At 45.8% G+C, this 17,424-nt stretch carries 15 protein-coding genes; 1 reads left to right on the plus strand and 14 read right to left on the minus strand.

Features of this window, described 5'->3' with window-relative positions; translation table 11 throughout:
* Positions 1 to 34: 34 nt before the first annotated feature.
* From rnr to ndk, 14 genes are all read right to left on the minus strand, one after another.
* Complete coding sequence (gene rnr, locus ICE88_RS00520) at positions 35 to 2,512, minus strand: ribonuclease R (RefSeq protein WP_216248376.1); 2,478 nt, start codon at positions 2,510 to 2,512, stop codon at positions 35 to 37.
* A gap of 123 nt (positions 2,513 to 2,635) precedes the next feature.
* A complete protein-coding gene (locus tag ICE88_RS00525; protein WP_216248378.1) occupies positions 2,636 to 3,982 on the minus strand; it encodes an adenylosuccinate synthase in 1,347 nt (448 codons plus the stop codon).
* Between the two features lie 44 nt (positions 3,983 to 4,026).
* Positions 4,027 to 5,193 (minus strand): ATP phosphoribosyltransferase regulatory subunit, encoded by a 1,167-nt coding sequence (locus ICE88_RS00530; RefSeq protein ID WP_216248379.1) that lies wholly within the window; start codon positions 5,191 to 5,193, stop codon positions 4,027 to 4,029.
* The gene (gene hflC, locus ICE88_RS00535) at positions 5,193 to 6,092 is read right to left on the minus strand and encodes a protease modulator HflC (protein WP_216248381.1); all 900 of its coding nucleotides are present in this window, start codon (positions 6,090 to 6,092) and stop codon (positions 5,193 to 5,195) included. The genes ICE88_RS00530 and hflC overlap by 1 nt, the downstream gene beginning before the upstream one ends.
* A gap of 15 nt (positions 6,093 to 6,107) precedes the next feature.
* Positions 6,108 to 7,442, minus strand: coding sequence for an FtsH protease activity modulator HflK (gene hflK / locus ICE88_RS00540; protein ID WP_255535143.1), 1,335 nt, complete (start codon positions 7,440 to 7,442; stop codon positions 6,108 to 6,110).
* The gene (hflX, locus tag ICE88_RS00545) at positions 7,435 to 8,658 is read right to left on the minus strand and encodes a GTPase HflX (RefSeq protein ID WP_216248385.1); all 1,224 of its coding nucleotides are present in this window, start codon (positions 8,656 to 8,658) and stop codon (positions 7,435 to 7,437) included. The genes hflK and hflX overlap by 8 nt, the downstream gene beginning before the upstream one ends.
* 6 nt (positions 8,659 to 8,664) lie before the next feature.
* Positions 8,665 to 8,910: an RNA chaperone Hfq gene (gene hfq / locus ICE88_RS00550; RefSeq protein WP_215291693.1), complete on the minus strand. Its 246-nt coding sequence runs from the start codon at positions 8,908 to 8,910 to the stop codon at positions 8,665 to 8,667.
* A gap of 118 nt (positions 8,911 to 9,028) precedes the next feature.
* Positions 9,029 to 10,381, minus strand: coding sequence for a ribosome biogenesis GTPase Der (der, locus tag ICE88_RS00555; RefSeq protein ID WP_216248387.1), 1,353 nt, complete (start codon positions 10,379 to 10,381; stop codon positions 9,029 to 9,031).
* Positions 10,382 to 10,450: 69 nt separating this feature from the next.
* Complete coding sequence (gene bamB / locus ICE88_RS00560; protein ID WP_216248389.1) at positions 10,451 to 11,584, minus strand: outer membrane protein assembly factor BamB; 1,134 nt, start codon at positions 11,582 to 11,584, stop codon at positions 10,451 to 10,453.
* Positions 11,584 to 12,228 carry a tetratricopeptide repeat protein gene (locus tag ICE88_RS00565; protein ID WP_216248390.1) on the minus strand — a complete coding sequence of 215 codons (645 nt, stop codon included), beginning with the start codon at positions 12,226 to 12,228 and terminating at the stop codon, positions 11,584 to 11,586. Before ICE88_RS00565 ends, bamB begins: the two co-directional genes overlap by 1 nt.
* 10 nt (positions 12,229 to 12,238) lie before the next feature.
* Positions 12,239 to 13,504 (minus strand): histidine--tRNA ligase, encoded by a 1,266-nt coding sequence (gene hisS, locus ICE88_RS00570; RefSeq protein ID WP_255535282.1) that lies wholly within the window; start codon positions 13,502 to 13,504, stop codon positions 12,239 to 12,241.
* A gap of 88 nt (positions 13,505 to 13,592) precedes the next feature.
* Positions 13,593 to 14,849: a flavodoxin-dependent (E)-4-hydroxy-3-methylbut-2-enyl-diphosphate synthase gene (ispG, locus tag ICE88_RS00575; protein WP_216248393.1), complete on the minus strand. Its 1,257-nt coding sequence runs from the start codon at positions 14,847 to 14,849 to the stop codon at positions 13,593 to 13,595.
* Positions 14,846 to 16,003, minus strand: a complete 1,158-nt coding sequence (rlmN, locus tag ICE88_RS00580; protein WP_216251676.1) for a 23S rRNA (adenine(2503)-C(2))-methyltransferase RlmN — start codon at positions 16,001 to 16,003, stop codon at positions 14,846 to 14,848. Before rlmN ends, ispG begins: the two co-directional genes overlap by 4 nt.
* 12 nt (positions 16,004 to 16,015) lie before the next feature.
* Positions 16,016 to 16,441: a nucleoside-diphosphate kinase gene (gene ndk / locus ICE88_RS00585; RefSeq protein WP_089516575.1), complete on the minus strand. Its 426-nt coding sequence runs from the start codon at positions 16,439 to 16,441 to the stop codon at positions 16,016 to 16,018.
* A gap of 272 nt (positions 16,442 to 16,713) precedes the next feature.
* On the opposite strand from ndk, the gene ICE88_RS00590 reads away from it, so the two are divergent.
* On the plus strand, positions 16,714 to 17,415 hold the full coding sequence (locus tag ICE88_RS00590) for a Bax inhibitor-1 family protein (RefSeq protein ID WP_215291681.1): 702 nt from the start codon (positions 16,714 to 16,716) through the stop codon (positions 17,413 to 17,415).
* Positions 17,416 to 17,424 lie beyond the last annotated feature (9 nt).

Here is a 17,424-nt window from a genome sequence, read left to right on the forward strand (position 1 = left end):
GGCGATTGGTCTTTTTTTGAATCTCTATCTGACATTAACGACGGCCTTTACGAATACTTAGCTCATGCCCTTTTGATTTGGCATTACTTGCTTTTTTTGGTTTTTTACCAGCCTTGGCTGCAGTGGTTTTCTTTTTCGCTGCACCTGCTGACTTAGCGGGTGGTGATGATAAACCACCAGAAGATTCAGCAGAGGCTCCGCGAGAGCCTCTCACACCTGCCTGAGTTGCACTTGAGTTGGGATTAGCTCTTGAACTAGAGTGAGATCTTCCTGAAGATTTTTTTGCACCAGGGTGTCGGCTAGATTTATTACCTCGACCTTGATCAACTTGTGAGAAACGATCACTGGCTCCAACGCCAGCAACACCATTTCGATCACTGTTTGGCTTGACCAAGCTGAACTCGATTCTTCTGGCATCTAAGTCAACTCGGCTGACCAAAACATGAACGCGATCAGTTAATCTGTAACGAATACCTGTGCGTTCGCCACGCAACTCTTGTCTGGCTTCATCGTATTGGTAGTAGTCGCCACCAAGCTCGCTGATATGAATCATGCCTTCAACGAAGAGGCTTTCTAATTGCACGAATAAACCAAATGTTGCAACACCTGTGATCGTACCAGCGTACTCCTGACCAAGATGGTCGCGCATGTAGTAACACTTCAACCATGCCTCAACATCTCGTGAAGCTTCATCCGCACGACGCTCATTTGAAGAGCAATGAACACCTAATTGAGCCCAAGCTGCCATGGCAGTTGATGCCTCTTGCTTGGCTTTAGAACCTCGGGCTGTTTTAGCCGCTGGCTTTAATTTGCCTTCTTCGTGAGACTTCTTGGCATTCGCTGCATTGACTCGACCAGGGCCGCTCTTAGGCATGGCCAAGTTCAAGACCACATCTGACGGAATGCTTGGTGAATAAGTTTTCTTCGCCAAAATAGCTTTGATGGCGCGATGAACTAACAAGTCTGGGTAGCGGCGAATTGGGCTGGTGAAGTGAGCATAGGCTGGGTACGCCAAACCAAAGTGCCCATAGTTATCAGGTTGGTACACCGCTTGTTGCATTGATCTCAACACCACAGATTGAAGCATGCTTGCATCAGGTCTAGGTTTGATCTCTTCAATCAATTTGGCAAAGTCTTTGGGTCTTGGTTTATCCGAGCCACCTAAATTTAATCCAGCCGTTCTCAATACTTGCTTCAGAGTTAATAACTTTTCAACGGAAGGTTCAGCGTGAACACGGAACAATGCGGCGTGTCCGTTCTTATCTAAGAAGTCTGCAGCACAGACGTTGGCTGACAACATACACTCTTCAATGATTCGATGAGCTTCATTGCGAACCCTTGGCTCAATACGCTCAATCTTACCCAAGGCATTACTGATGATTTGGGTTTCAGTCGTTTCAAAATCAATCGCACCACGTTTGTCACGTGCAGCACGCAAAACTTTATAAAGACTGTAAAGACGATCAAGATTCTTTTTTAGGTGTTTGAATCTTGCAGCCTCTGGGCCATTTGAATTACTTAAAATTTCCCAGACAGTGTTGTAAGTGAAGCGCTGCGCTGAATGCATCACCGCTGGATAGAACTGATAAGCCTGTACCTCACCATGAACGTCAATCACCGCATCACAGACCATGCACAAGCGATCAACTTCAGGTTTTAGAGAACAAAGACCATTGGATATTTTTTCTGGCAGCATCGGTATGACTCTGCGCGGAAAATAAACAGAGGTGGCACGACTGATGGCATCGGTGTCTAGAGGATGGCCTGGTTTGACATAGTGAGAAACGTCGGCGATTGCAACAATCAAGCGCCATGCTTTTTCTTTGCCCCAAGTGACTGGCTCACAATAAACCGCATCATCAAAGTCACGAGCATCTTCACCGTCAATCGTCACCAGAGGAATATCACGTAGGTCAATGCGACCCTCGAGATCCTCATCTCTTATTTCATCAGGCAGTGCCTCAGCTTCTTTGGCAGCTGCAGGAGAAAATAAATGTGGCACACCGTACTTGCGCACAGCGATTTCGATTTCCATCCCAGGATCATCAATCTCACCGAGGACCTCAACCACTCGACCCACTGCTTGACGATAACTGTCTGGGTAATCGATGATCTCAACAGAAACCACTTGACCTAATTTGGCGTTACCCTGCCCTTTAGGTGGAATCAGAATGTCGTGACCAATTCTTTTATCTTCAGGCGCACAAATTAAAACGCCGTTTTCATTCAATAAACGGCCAATCACAAATTGATTGGCATGCATGAGCACTTCACTGATTTGGCCTTCAGGGCGACCACGTCGATCTAGCCCAGAAACTCTGACGATCACTTTGTCGTGATGCATCACACGCGACATCTCGCGCTCATTTAAAAAGATATCTTCACCGCCATCATCAGGAATAACAAATCCAAATCCGTCTCGGTGACCTTGCACCGTGCCTTGCTTTTCTGGGAGATTTTTTGCTTTTGACTCAGATAGAGCCAATGTCCCTTTAGTACTTTTTTTAGTCATACCCCATTGTCTTATAAGAATGTGTCAATTCATAATAATTTATCAAAACTATCATAGAAATTCTTCTGTCAACAAAGAAAAACGGCGCTTTGAGCGCCGTTTTGTCTGGATACCGATGGTTGATCAAGCCTCAAAGGGGTGTTGAAGCAAGATCGTTTCATTCCGGTCTGGACCGGTTGAAACCATGGCAATAGGAACGCAGGCCACTTCTTCAACTCTCTTGAGGTAAGTTTGAGCTGCTTTTGGTAACTCATCCCACTTTTGGATACCCACGGTTGTCTCAGACCAACCAGGGAAAGTCTCATAAATTGGCTCACATCTAGCGACCGCATCAGAGCCTCGTGGCAGAACGTCCAAAGTCTTGCCATCTAGCTTGTAACCTACGCACAGGCGCAACTCTTTTAGACCGTCTAAAACGTCTAACTTGGTCATGCAAAGACCTGTCACACCACTGATCTGAATAGAACGCTTCAAGGCTGCAGCGTCTAACCAACCAGTTCTACGTGGACGGCCAGTCACAGAGCCAAACTCTTTACCAACTTCAGCCAAACGCAAACCAATTGGGTCTTGAGCCTTAGGATTGGCGTGATCATATAGTTCGCTTGGGAAAGGACCTGATCCTACGCGAGTGCAATAAGCTTTGGTAATGCCAAGCACATAATGCAAACTGCCTGGACCAACGCCTGAACCAGCAGCGGCGTTACCAGCCACACAGTTTGAAGATGTCACAAATGGGTAAGTACCGTGGTCGATATCTAACAATGCGCCCTGCGCACCTTCGAATAGCAAGTTTTTACCGGCTTTTTGAACCGCATCCAAGTCGCTTGAAACATCAGCCACCAATGGGCGCAACTGATCAGCGTAGCTCAACATGCTGTCTCTAACTTCAGCAAAGTCCAAAGCAGGCGCCTTGAAGTACTGAGTTAATACAAAATTATGATATTCGAGGTTTTCTTTTAGTTTCTCAGCAAAAGATTCAGGGAAGAACAAATCTTGAACCCTGAGAGCGCGACGCGCCACTTTATCTTCATAAGCTGGACCAATGCCACGACCGGTTGTACCAATCTTTGCATTACCGCGCTTAGCTTCGCGCGCATGATCAATGGCAACGTGGTACGGCAAAATCAAGGTGGTTGCTTCAGAAATCTTCAAGCGTGAACGCACATCAACGCCAGCAGCTTCAAGCTCACCAATTTCTTTAAAGAGAGCTTCAGGAGACAAAACCACACCGTTACCGATGTAGCAAGTCACGCCTGGGCGCATGATTCCAGATGGAATTAAACGCAAAATGGTCTTTTGGCCATTGATGATCAGCGTGTGACCAGCGTTGTGACCACCTTGGAAGCGAACCACACCTTCAGCATGGTCTGTTAACCAGTCAACAATCTTACCTTTACCCTCATCACCCCATTGGGTGCCAATCACAACAACGTTACGACCGGATTTACCGCTAGATTTCTGTGCAGACATAGGAACCAAGAAAAAATTAATTAGAAATTGTGCAAACGAGCATTTTACGCTCTTGTCTTAACGACCCAAGCACCTTTTTGATTCACTAACTCTCGATCGCAATGAAACTCATCCCCATCTTGTTCATGACCAGGCAGTAACTGGATCACAACTTGACCTTGTGAGCGTAATTGAGCGATCTCTTGGCTCAATGTTTGATCATTGGACCAGGGAGCTAAAATCGCAGTTTTTCTAGAGTCCTTCTTAGAAATACGAGCTAACGTCATGATATCTAATGAAAAACCTGTGGCTGGACGTGAGCGACCAAATGCCTTGCCCACCATGTCATAACGACCGCCACGAGCAATCGCGACTGGTAAACCTTCAACATAGGCGGCAAACATCACCCCGCTGTGATACTGGTAACCCTTCAAATCTGAGAGGTCCAAATTCAATTGTGGGCTATTTGGCAAATCTGCAACAGCTGAGCAAAGACGCTCTAACTCATCCAAAGCTGCTTTAACTGCAGCAGTTTTAGGTAAATTTTGACGAGCCAGCTCCAAGACCTTTTTCGGTGAACCACTTAAATTAGCCAAAGCCAAAACAGCTGATTTAACCTCAGATGGCCATTCTTGAAGAACTAGATTCAAACCCGGCAAGTCTTTGGTCTGCAAAGCAGAGTAAAGAGCATCTAAAGACTCTGACTTAGGTGAAAAATCACCCAAAATAGCGGTCAAAAGGCCAGCGTGAGACATGTCTAGGGTGATTTCACCAACCTGACTCAAATTAAGGACGTCATTTAATAAAGCCTGAATCTCAAGATCGGCTTCCCAACCAGCGTGACCATAGATCTCTGCGCCTAACTGCAACTGCTCTCTAGAACTTGAGCCAGCAGCTGCTCGGGTGTGAAGAATCGATCCGGCGTAGCAAAGACGAGTAACGCCTTGGCGGTTGAGGAGATGTGCGTCGATTCGGGCAACCTGCGGGGTCATATCTGCACGCAAACCCAAGGTTCTGCCTGAAATCTGATCAACCAATTTAAAGGTTTTCAAATTTAGGTCCTGACCTGAACCAGTCAACAATGAATCCAAGTACTCCAACATCGGAGGCATGACCAATTCATAGCCGTAGGCCTGGAAACGGTCTAAAAGAATACGACGTAAATCTTCAATCTTTCTTGCCTCAGAAGGCAAGATATCAGCGATGTTTTCAGGCAATAACCAACGATTCATTATTTGGCCACCGCATTAGAATTTGAAGACTGCGGTCTGCTGCTCTTCATGAATTTCAAAAACTCAGAACTTGGATCCATGACCATCAAGTCCTGCTTGGTTTTAAAGCTGCTGCGGTAAGCCTCAAGACTTCTATAAAACTGGGCAAATTGAGGGTCACGGTTAAATGCTTCACCATAAAGCGCGGTGGCTCGTGCGTCGCCTTGACCCTTGATTTTTTGAGCATCACGGTAAGCTTTAGACAAAATAATGTCACGTTGACGCTCGGCATCAGCTCTGATTTTTTCAGACTCAGCAGAACCAGTTGAACGCAATTCGTTAGCAACACGCTTGCGCTCTGCTTCCATTCGACGGAAAACTGATTCACTGATTTCCGCCAACAAATCGATTCTCTTTAAACGCACATCCACAATTTCAATACCAATATCAGCAGCTTCTTCAGCCACTTTCTTACGAATGTTTTGCATCACTTGCTCGCGCTGCTCAGAAATCAATTCACGAACAGTGCGCTTGGTGAATTCTTCGTTCAAAGCTGATTTGACCAACTGATTCAAACGATCTTGAGCCATGCGCTCATCACCTCTGAAACTAATGAAGAATTTACGCGGCTCAACAATGCGCCACTTCACAAAAGAATCAACCAATAGGTTTTTCTTTTCAGCCGTGATGAAACGCTCAGCATCCGGCGTGTCAATGGTCAAGATGCGGCGCTCAAAAAATTGTACGCTTTGGAATGGCGGCGGCAACTTGAATTGCAAACCAGGTTCTTCAACCACGCGCTTTAGTTCACCAAAAGCAAACACTGCTGCGTACTGACGTTGGTCAACAACAAAAATGGTTGATGACAAGAGGCCGATTAAAATAAAGAGACCAGCAATAATTGGGAAAATTCGATTCATCATTTTATTGATCTCCTATCGTTCACGACTACGCAAACCAGAGGTATCTCTTCCAGCAGGAGCTGCGGGAGGATTCACAATTGGTGAGTTAGGGTTAGGAGATGAAGTATTAGCAGGTGTATTTGCCATGGTGTTTGAAGTCTGCAACGGTAACGGTGCAGTATTCGGTCCTACTTGCTGAATCAACTTATCAAGCGGCAAGTACAGCAAGCTACCATTGCTTGAACGTTGATCCACCATGACCTTGGTCACGTTGTTATAAATTTCTTGCATCGCGTCGATGTACATACGCTCACGAGTCACCTGTGGAGCTCTGGCGTATTCAACTTGAATCAACTTGAAACGTGTAGCGTCACCCTCTGCCGTTGCAGTCACTTTGGCTTTATAACCCTCAGCTTCTTGCATCAAACGATCAGCGGCACCACGAGCCTTCGGAATAATGTCATTCGCATAAGCCTGACCTTCATTTTTCAAACGCTCACGGTCTTGACCAGCTTTTACAGCGTCATCAAATGCTGCCTGAACTTGCTCAGGCGGCTGTACGTTTTGAACAGTCACGCTGGTGATAAAAATACCAGCCTTGTAACTATCTAGAATTTTCTGGATAGATGCATTCAAATCAATCGCGAGCTTTTCGCGATTCTCATACAAGACATTGTCCATCTTGCTCTTACCGACAATCTCACGCACGGCAGTTTCAGCAGACTGAACAACGGCAGCATCTGGGTCTTTGTTATTGAACAAATACTCAGACGCATCTTTTAAACGATATTGCACAGCAAATTTCACATCAATGATGTTTTCGTCTTCAGTCAACATTGAAGAGTCTTTGAGATTTGATGCTTTGATTAGATTTGCTCTACCCACTTCAACTGAACGAATAGATGACAGGTTCACCACTTCATGAGTTTGAACCGGCCAAGGCATGCGCCAGTTAATACCAGGGCGCGTGGTGTGACTGTATTTACCGAAATGTAAAACCACACCAGTTTGACCTTCTTGAATCATGAAAAAGCCACTGAATACCCAAACCACCACAGCAACCAACACCACAACTCCAGCGCCAATACCTGACTTCATGCCGTCACCGCCAGTACCTTTGGATGATGGTGGCTGATTATTACCGCCGCCTTGGCCTTTACCTTTGAATAAATTATTCAAACGATTATTAAAGTCTGTCCACAATTGATCTAAATCTGGTGGGCCATCTTGTTTTTGAGGTTGACGAGGTCTCTCCTCCTGACGAGGAGGTGTCGCGTCCTTTTCATCACGGCCACGATCTGGGCCTGACTGATGGTTATTGCCCCAACCGGGATCATTAACAGAGAATATTTGTAGTAATTTACGCATCGAAGGGAGAATACATTCCTGTACGAGTATGAAAAACATCTAACGATTCCCAGCGTTTAACTGGGGCCTGTGAACTTAATTCTGCTACTGAAGGAACCTCATCTACAGGAGCCTTCATTCTATCAGTGTTCCTTGCGAAATCAGCCAATGTTTGACGCATCAAATCTAGGCCAATACCCTCTTTTGCAGATATATAAATGGCTGCCACCTTGCCACTTCTGTCATAGCGAATAACGGGTCCTCGCTCCATTAAAGCAGGGACTTGATCAATTTTATTAACCACAATCAGCTGAGGGGTTTCGTTGGCACCAATTTCAGTCAAAACCTTATCGACTTCAATCATTTGTTGCTCGCGATCAAAGCTCGATGCATCGACCACGTGGAGCAACAAATCAGCCCTGACAGTTTCATCCAAAGTAGCCCTGAAAGCCTCCACCAACTGATGGGGCAGATCACGAATAAACCCAACCGTATCAGAAATCACCGCATTGCCAATCTCGGGCAAATAGACCCTTCTTGAGGTGGTATCCAATGTTGCGAACAATTGGTCTGCGGCATATGTGCCGGCCTTGGTCAAAGCATTGAACAAAGTTGATTTACCAGCATTGGTATATCCAACCAAAGAAACTGAAAAAACACCGCCCTTTTCTCTTGAGCGTCGCTGAGTGGCCTGTTGCTTTTGCAATTTCTCCAATTCAGCTTGTAAGCGCTTGGCTTTGTTTTCAAGCATCCTTCGGTCTAATTCCATCTGGGTCTCACCAGGGCCACCGCGCATACCAATACCACCCTTTTGGCGCTCCAAGTGACTCCAAGCCTTGACCAGTCTTGAAACTTGATAACGAACATTGGCCAGCTGCACCTGAGTCTTACCCACATGACTCTTAGCTCTTTGCGCAAAAATATCTAAGATCAAACCAGTTCGATCGATCACATGGCATTGCAAATGACGCTCTAAATTACGCTGCTGAACTGGTGAAAGAGCGTGATTGAAAATCGCCAACTCAACTTCATTGGCCTCCATTTGCTCTCTTAATTCTGTGGCTTTGCCCGAACCCATGTAAAGGGCTGGGTCTGGTTTTGCGCGCTTGGCAATCATGGTCATGACAGGCTGTGATCCTGCACTGGATGCAAGCAGGCCCAACTCCGCCATACTGTCTGCAAAGTCAGGTTTACCGCCTGGATCTATCCCAATGAGGGCTGCTTTAACTGCTTGCATAAGGAGTTAAGCGTCTGGAGTGCCCTCATCCGCACGGAACTCCACAGCTCTAGCAGGAACCACTGTTGAAATGGCATGTTTGTATACCATTTGAGTCACAGTGTTTCGCAAAAGGATGACGTACTGGTCAAATGATTCAACATTTCCCTGCAATTTAATACCATTTACCAAGTAAATAGAAACGGGAATGTGCTCTTTGCGCAGCGCGTTTAAAAATGGGTCTTGCAAAAGTTGGCCTTTATTATTGTTCATGCCTGCTCCTTCTTTCTTATTGGTTGTTTGGAGTCTTACTCTAAAAATCTAGTCTCAGTTAATCGTGGTTATTAGTTGATTAGCCCTTAGTTTAACTAAGCTATATAAAAAGTGTTTTTCACTTCTTTTTCTTACCTTTATCCGAGTCAACAAAAGGGTTTTGACCGGTTCTGAACTCAAGCCTCAAAGGGGTGCCGCGCAACTTGAAGGCTTCCCTGAAGCGACCTTCCAGATAACGGCGATAGCTGTCAGTCACACCACTTAAGGCATTACCGTGAATCACCACAATCGGAGGGTTTGAACCACCTTGGTGCGCATAGCGCATCTTCGGACGAGACATGCCAACACGCTTGGGTTGCTGAAATTCAACCGCTTCTTCCAAAATACGGGTCAGCTTTGGAGTCGGCAATTTAGACATCGCAGCCCCGTACGCAGCATCCACGTCTTTGAACAATTCTTTGATACCGAAACCTTTGATGGCTGAAATTGGGTGAACGTTGGCAAAGTCTAAGAAACGCAGTTTTCTAGCAATGTCTGTTCTGGCACGTTCTTTTTGATAATCATCCATGCCATCCCACTTATTCACTGCCAACACCAATGCTCTGCCTGCATCAACAATAAAGCCAGCGATATGAGCATCTTGCTCAGAAATATCTTGTTGAGCATCCAACATCAAAATCACCACATTGGCATCAGCAATCGCCTGCAAAGTTTTAACCACTGAGAATTTTTCGATTGCTTCAAATACTTTGCCGCGTTTGCGAAGACCAGCCGTATCGATCATCACGTAAGGTTTACCGTTGCGGGTAAACGGAACATCAATCGCATCTCGGGTTGTACCGGGCATATCAAATGCAATCACACGCTCTTCACCAATCAAGGTATTGATGAATGTGGATTTACCAACGTTTGGTCGACCCACCACGGCAATCCGCATCGGCTTATCAGTTCGATCATCTTCTTCAGGCTCATCAGGCAAACCCAATTCATCCAGTGCATCGTCAATCATGTAGCGAACACCATCACCATGCGCTGATGAAATAGCCACAGGCTCGCCCAAACCTAATTCATAGAAATCTGCTGTGACTGTGGCGTGAGCCATGCCCTCAGCTTTATTGACCGCCAAAATGACTGGGCGACCCGTCTTGCGTAAAAAGTCTGCAATGACTCGGTCTTGAGGTGCCATACCCAAACGAGCATCCACCAAAAAAATCACCACATCGGCTTCAACCACTGCTTGCTTGGTTTGTTTGGCCATCTCTGCTAAGATACCTGTCTTAGCAACTGGCTCAAAACCACCAGTGTCGATACAAATGAACTCACGCTCACCCACACGACCATTACCGTAATGTCGATCTCGAGTTAAGCCAGAAAAATCAGCTACCAATGCATCACGCGAACGCGTCAAGCGATTAAATAGTGTTGATTTACCAACGTTTGGTCTGCCAACAATGGCAATAACTGGTTTCATAAGTTCTTTAAGTCTCTGAGTGAGTCAGGATTGATTTTTAATCAAAGCCCAACTCAGACAGATCTGTTTTTAATTAGGGCGATAGGCAGATAAAGTGCCGCCGCGAGTTTGAATGATCAACAATCCATTAGCAACAATAGGAGCTGCACTGATGCCACTGCTATCCACTCTTACTCTGGCTATTGCCTGACCACTGCTTTGTTCCAAGAAATGAAGGTAACCTTGCTTGTCACCCATCGCCACCACACGGCCAACTGCTAAAGGCTCACCAACATCACGCCAAGTCATGGTCTCATTACGCCAAACTTCAACACCATCAGCGGCTCTGTATGCAACAACATGAGACTTTTCGTCAGCAGCAAAAACTAGTTCTTGTGATTGAGCAGTGCCTGTATGACTTGAGAAATCTTTAGCCCAAGTTAAATTGCCAGTGTTCATATCTCCACAAGCGATTCTTCCCTGAAAGGCCACTGCGCATATGCGACGACCCAACACAGTTGGTCTAGCTGAAACATCCGTCATGCGCTCGATCTCTGAGAAGCCCTTCGGATAAGACAAAGAGGCTTCCCATAAAAGACTACCTGAAGACAAACCGATCACACCGATCTTGCCACCAGAAAAACCAGTCACAAATGCATCAGCCGCCACTGGGACCATAGGGAAACTATTTCTGAGTGCTAATGCTGTTTGAGGGCGCACATAAGACCAGCGACGCTTACCTGTTTTTGCATCCAAGCCAATGAAGCGATTATCAATGGTACGAATCACCGCAACACCACTCAATACGAGCGGCTCGGTTAAAACTTCGCTACCAACTTTTTCTTCCCAAATTTTTTGACCAGTTGAGTCATAGGCGTATACAAGGCCCTTAGTAGAACCAACCACAACTACATTGCCATCACTGCCAGGACCAGATGAAATATCTGAAGGTGCTTTTACCTGCCATGCAGCTTTACCAGTCAAAACTTCAATCTTTGAAATAGTGCCATTGCCAGCGGAGGTATACAAATAATCTCCAGCCAAAACAGGTCGCATCACAAACGTATCAGATTTACCAACGCTTGCAGACCAAACAGAGGCAACAGAAATTTTGTCATCAACTTTGGTCAGTGAAGCAGGCTCACGCTTTTTAACACTAGAGCATGAGGCCAAAAAACTGATGGCTAAAAAAGCCCATACAAGTTTAGATAAAGATTTAGTCATTAACGACCTCCGACAGCATCTAATTTAACTTTCAATAAACGTTTTGCTTCATCTGCAGTATCAGGGTTCTTGGCCAACTTGTCCCAAGCTTGCTGATAAAACTGACGGGCTTCAACCGTTTTCTGTTGAGCCAACTGAACATCACCACGTCTCTCAAGCAACAATGGCTCAAAAGCTTTTGATACCGACGCACTGGCCACTTTTTCAGCATCAGCAAAATCAGGCTTATCAATCAATAAAGAAACCAAGCGCGCTCTGGCAACATCACGGTGAGCATCTGAAGAAGCTTTAGACATGGTCCAACGCAACTGTTGCTCAGCAGCACCCATATCGCCTGAACTATTAGCGATTTGAGCCGCAACCAATCCAGCCATGCCGGCGTAACTGGTTGAAGAATATTGATCTTGTAAATCTTTGGTAGCTCTTAGGACTCCTGGCACATCTTGCTTTTGAGCAGAGACCAATAAAGTGTCGTAAAGCTTGCTTGCAGCAAGAGAAGACCGGTTTTGCCACCAATTCCAAGCTGTGAATGAGGTGTAAGTCAGCAAAATAAGGATGAGTATTGCAATTAACCACTTGCCGTATTGCTTCCACCAAGCCTTTAACTCGGCTAATTGTTCTTGTTCTTCTAGATTGAAATGCATAGTTACTCTCTTATTCTGAAGTACTGACTAATTGATTGATGACTTCATCAACCAAATTATCCATTGAGACCGTGATTTGTTGCCCATCGCGACGCAAATCTTTTAACTGAACTTGATTGGCGGCCAACTCATCAGGTCCAATAATAATCGCATATGCAGCACCGCTGGCATCTGCTTTTTTCATTTGTGATTTAAAGCTCGCAGCCTCACCATCTGGGGAGCAGTGCAAGATGACCTCTAGACCAGCACTGCGCAGACGTTCAGCCATGATAAAAGCTGGTTCCAATGTTTCACCAGCCTGGTGCAATACATAGATATCGCATCCTGCTTCTAAATCACTGGTCAAGCCCTGCTCTTTCATTAATTCAATCACGCGCTCCATGCCCATGGCCCAGCCACATGCAGGAGCAGCTTTACCACCCATTTGAGCAATCAAGGGATCATAGCGACCGCCACCTGCCACAGTTCCTTGCGAACCCAACTCGGTGGTGACCCACTCAAAGACAGTCAAGTTGTAGTAATCCAAACCTCGGACCAAACGAGGATTAATCTTGAACGGTAAATTATTCGCTTTTAGTAACTTTTGCACACCCTCAAAATGCTTGAGAGATTCCTCACCCAAATAATTCAAGATTTGCGGAGCTGACTCAACGATTGCTTTCATCGCAGGATTCTTGCTATCAAGAATGCGCAACGGATTTGAAACCAAGCGTCGCTTTGAATCTTCATCGAGCTCAGATTCATGCTTTTTAAAATGTTCAACCAAAGCATCGCGGTGCGCTGCACGCTCACTGGCCTGTCCAAGAGAATTCAACTCAAGCTTAATGCCTGAAAGACCTAAGTCATCCCATAAGCGCTGGCACATCAAAATAATTTCAGCATCAATATCAGGACCAGTAAAACCAAGGGCTTCGATTCCTAACTGATGAAACTGTCTGTAACGGCCACGCTGTGGACGCTCATGCCTGAACATCGGGCCCGTGTACCAAAGACGCTTAGGACCTTCATAAAGCATGTTGTGCTCAATCACAGCTCGCACAGCCGCCGCGGTTCCTTCGGGTCTAAGGGTTAACTGCTCACCATTGAGACCATCTTCAAAGGAGTACATTTCTTTTTCAACAATGTCAGTGACTTCACCAATGCCACGTTTAAAGAGAGCTGTTTGCTCAACGATGGGTGTGCGAATTTGTTGATAACCATAAGCTCTCACCAAACTCTGGATGGACTGCTCTAAATGAGCCCAGAGTGGTGCTTCGGCTGGAAGCATGTCATTCATGCCACGCACACCAGTGATTTTGTTTTGTTTATTCTGGCTCACTTGTTTTTCTTGGCCTTTTTCTTGATTATTTTCTTGGCTCATATGCTTATCCACTCACTTTGTTCTGATATGTATTTTTGACATATTCATCAACAATCAATTGAAACTCTTCCGCAATCTTGTCACCACGCAAAGTTTTAACTTTGACGCCATCAACAAACACAGGGGCTGCTGGAGACTCTCCAGTACCAGGCAATGAAATTCCGATGTTGGCGTGCTTACTCTCGCCCGGGCCATTAACGATACAACCCATCACCGCCACGTTCATGGACTCAACACCCGGATGATTTTTCTTCCAGATCGGCATTTGATGGCGTAGGTACGATTGAATACGTGAGGCTAATTCTTGGAAATAAGTACTGGTGGTGCGGCCACACCCTGGGCAAGCAATCACCATCGGCGTGAAATGACGCAAGCCCATCGTTTGCAAAATCTCTTGAGCCACAATCACTTCATTCTCTCTAGGCGCTCCTGGCTCAGGCGTTAAAGAAATGCGAATCGTGTCACCAATGCCTTCTTGTAACAACACTGAAAGAGCAGCGGTTGAAGCCACGATTCCTTTGCTACCAATACCTGCCTCAGTGAGACCTAAATGCAATGGATAGTCACAGCGCACAGCAAGGTCTCGGTAGACAGAAATTAAATCCTGGACATTGCTCACCTTACAAGACAAAGTGATTTGATTACTTGGTAAACCTAATTCTTGGGCTCTTTGCGCAGATTGCAAAGCAGACTGAATCAAAGCCTCAGCCATCACTTGGTTCAACTCTTTAGGCGTTGCACTAGCCGCATTTTGATCCAACAGCTTTGCCAACAAGTCTTGATCAAGACTGCCCCAGTTCACTCCAATGCGGATCGGCTTGTTGTATTGACAAGCCATTTCAATCATTTGTGAGAACTGCACATCTCGCTTAGCACCTTGCCCCACATTACCTGGATTGATTCGGTACTTTGACAAAGCTTGCGCACAGTCAGGGTAATCTTTTAAAAGTGTATGACCGTTGTAATGAAAGTCACCCACTAACGGAACATAAACATCCATTTTGTCGAGTTGCTCACGAATAGCAGGAACAGCTGCAGCCGCTGCTGGAGTATCGACAGTGATACGAACAATTTCAGAGCCAGCTCTGGCCAACTCTTTCACCTGAATCGCGGTGGCAATAACATCAGCAGTGTCGGTATTCGTCATTGATTGAACACGCACAGGCGCATCCCCACCCACCGTCACAACTTGACCAGCCCATTCAATGATTGACTGCTGACTAACTCTTCTTTTTATTGGTGAAGTCGGATTCGAACTCATGAGCGAGTGACTCCCTTATCAAACTTAACCACCTGCATTCTTTGTTTTACATTGGTACGGTCTTTGACATCGCCAGCCAATTGACCGCAGGCCGCAGCAATATCGTCACCGCGCGTTTTACGCACAGTGGTGATGATTCCAGCATCCATGAGGCGCTTGGCAAAATCTTGCACTCGTGCAGGACTTGATTTCTTCAAGCCAGAATCAGGGAAAGGATTGAATGGAATCAAATTCAATTTGCAAGGAATCTTCTTGAGCAACTCAACCAACTCTTTTGCATGTTGATCAGAATCATTCACACCATCCAACATGCAATATTCAAATGTTAAAAAATCTCGCGGGGCAAATGGCAAGTAGCGCATACAAGCTGCCATCAGTTCTTTTAACGGATATTTTTTATTGATAGGCACCAACTCATCACGCAGTGCGTCGTTGGGCGCATGCAATGAAACAGCCAGCGCCACGGGCAAGTCATTCGCCAATCGATCCATCATGGGAACAACACCTGATGTTGATAAAGTCACGCGGCGACGAGATAAACCATAAGCGTTATCACTTAACATCAGACGCATCGCACCAACCACGGGTTCATAGTTGAGCAAAGGCTCGCCCATGCCCATCATCACCACGTTGGAGATAACCCGGCCTTCGTGTTCATCCAGTGGCGTACCGTCGTAACTATCAATCCGTTTGATTGCGCCAGGTTCTTTGCGCAAAGTGTGCTCGGCCATCCATAACTGACCAATGATTTCACCGAGTGTGAGATTTCTTGAGAAGCCCTGCTTGCCTGTAGAGCAAAAACTACAGTTCACCGCACAGCCTGCCTGAGAAGAGATGCACAAGGTTCCTCGATCATCCTCAGGGATGTAAACCATTTCAACTGCATTGCCATCAGCAACGTCTAGCAACCATTTACGGGTGCCATCTGATGCTTGCTGATCGCTGATAACTGGGAGAGCTGAAACGCAAGCTTTTTCAGCGAGCGTGGCTCTGAAGGTTTTGGCCAAGTCGCTCATTTGAGCAATATCAGCCTCACCGCGCTGATGAACCCAGCGCATCAACTGTTGAGCACGAAACGGTTTCTCCTGGAGGGACGCGATGTAATCGCTCATTCCCTCAGGATCAAAGTTCAGTAAGTTGATGCGTGAGTCAATCAATGGGATGAATTAACGTGAGAAAACTTGCATGCCTGGGAAGAAAAATGCAATTTCAACCGCAGCTGTTTCAGGAGCGTCTGAACCGTGTACCGCGTTAGCATCAATGCTGTCTGCAAAGTCAGCACGAATCGTACCTTTGTCAGCCTTCTTAGGATCTGTTGCACCCATCAATTCACGGTTCTTAGCAATCGCGTTTTCACCTTGCAATGCTTGAATCATCACTGGGCCTGAAATCATGAAATCAACCAAGTCTTTGAAGAAAGGACGCTCTTTGTGAACACCATAGAACTGCTCAGCTTCTTGACGTGAAAGATGGGCCATCTTGGCAGCAACAACTTTCAAGCCAGCAGACTCAAAACGAGCGTAAATTTGACCAATAACGTTTTTCGCTACTGCATCAGGTTTGATAATAGATAGGGTGCGCTCAATTGCCATGAATAAACTCCATTGATAGATAGATTAAAAACCCCAAATTATACAGTGTTCATGAGGGAATTCCCGAAGGGGAATTAGCTAAAAGCGTTGATTTTTAAGGAAAAGTCCTGAAATCATGTGGCACAAATAGGGCTGAAACAGCAAAAAAGCACAAAAACACCCCTATTCCTCTATCAACAATCGAATTCCCCCTTGAATTTCATGGGAAATGGCTATACTTATTGCACGAGTCCAGTGGTGGACGAGTCATGTTTATACATAAAGGAGTATCAATGAGCGATTTAAACACTTATGGTTTTGGAAATAGCGGCGCTACATCCAGCGTTCAGGTCCGCAACCGGGTGTTACGTAACACCTACGCACTTTTAGCGTTATCAATGGTGCCTACAGTATTAGGCGCATGGATTGGTGTTGCGACAGGATTTTCACTCTTTGCTGGAAGCCCTTTTATTGGCTTGATCGCGTTTTTTGCGATCGCATTCGGTTTTTTCTGGGCAATTGAAAAGAACAAAGACTCTGGTCTAGGCGTCGTTCTATTGCTAGGCTTTACATTCTTCATGGGTCTGATGCTCTCACGCTTGATTGGCTCAATCCTAGGATTTAGCAACGGCGCAAGCTTGATCATGACAGCCTTTGGTGGCACAGCCGTGATTTTTGCTGGTATGGCAAGCTTGGCTGGTACCGTCAAGAAAGACTTGTCACAAGGTCTTGGCAAATGGTTGTTCATTGGCGTGATTTTGTTGATTCTTGCTTCAGTGGCTAACATTTGGCTTCAAATGCCTGCTTTGATGCTCACAATCAGCGTGGTAGCGATTGCGATCTTCTCAGCATTCATCTTGGTGGATGTTCAGCGCGTGATCAATGGTGGGGAGACAAACTATGTGGTGGCAACTTTGAGTATCTACCTAAGTGTTTACAACGTATTTAGCAACTTGCTAGCGTTGTTGGGCATTTTTGGTGGTGACCGCGAGTAACCCACCCGA

The sequence above is a fragment of the Polynucleobacter sp. AM-26B4 genome, from assembly GCF_018882285.1.
Taxonomy (GTDB): domain Bacteria; phylum Pseudomonadota; class Gammaproteobacteria; order Burkholderiales; family Burkholderiaceae; genus Polynucleobacter.

Bases quoted from the DNA above. Each gene is read 5' to 3' on its own strand.
- ICE88_RS00590 (WP_215291681.1), top strand. From the start codon at position 16,714: ATGAGCGATTTAAACACTTATGGTTTTGGAAATAGCGGCGCTACATCC.
- der (WP_216248387.1), bottom strand. From the start codon at position 10,381: ATGAAACCAGTTATTGCCATTGTTGGCAGACCAAACGTTGGTAAATCA.
- hflC (WP_216248381.1), bottom strand. From the start codon at position 6,092: ATGAATCGAATTTTCCCAATTATTGCTGGTCTCTTTATTTTAATCGGC.
- hfq (WP_215291693.1), bottom strand. From the start codon at position 8,910: ATGAACAATAATAAAGGCCAACTTTTGCAAGACCCATTTTTAAACGCG.
- ICE88_RS00530 (WP_216248379.1), bottom strand. From the start codon at position 5,193: ATGAATCGTTGGTTATTGCCTGAAAACATCGCTGATATCTTGCCTTCT.
- hflX (WP_216248385.1), bottom strand. From the start codon at position 8,658: ATGCAAGCAGTTAAAGCAGCCCTCATTGGGATAGATCCAGGCGGTAAA.
- ICE88_RS00525 (WP_216248378.1), bottom strand. From the start codon at position 3,982: ATGTCTGCACAGAAATCTAGCGGTAAATCCGGTCGTAACGTTGTTGTG.
- rnr (WP_216248376.1), bottom strand. From the start codon at position 2,512: ATGACTAAAAAAAGTACTAAAGGGACATTGGCTCTATCTGAGTCAAAA.
- ispG (WP_216248393.1), bottom strand. From the start codon at position 14,849: ATGAGTTCGAATCCGACTTCACCAATAAAAAGAAGAGTTAGTCAGCAG.
- ndk (WP_089516575.1), bottom strand. From the start codon at position 16,441: ATGGCAATTGAGCGCACCCTATCTATTATCAAACCTGATGCAGTAGCG.
- hflK (WP_255535143.1), bottom strand. From the start codon at position 7,442: ATGCGTAAATTACTACAAATATTCTCTGTTAATGATCCCGGTTGGGGC.
- bamB (WP_216248389.1), bottom strand. From the start codon at position 11,584: ATGACTAAATCTTTATCTAAACTTGTATGGGCTTTTTTAGCCATCAGT.
- hisS (WP_255535282.1), bottom strand. From the start codon at position 13,504: ATGAATGACATGCTTCCAGCCGAAGCACCACTCTGGGCTCATTTAGAG.
- ICE88_RS00565 (WP_216248390.1), bottom strand. From the start codon at position 12,228: ATGCATTTCAATCTAGAAGAACAAGAACAATTAGCCGAGTTAAAGGCT.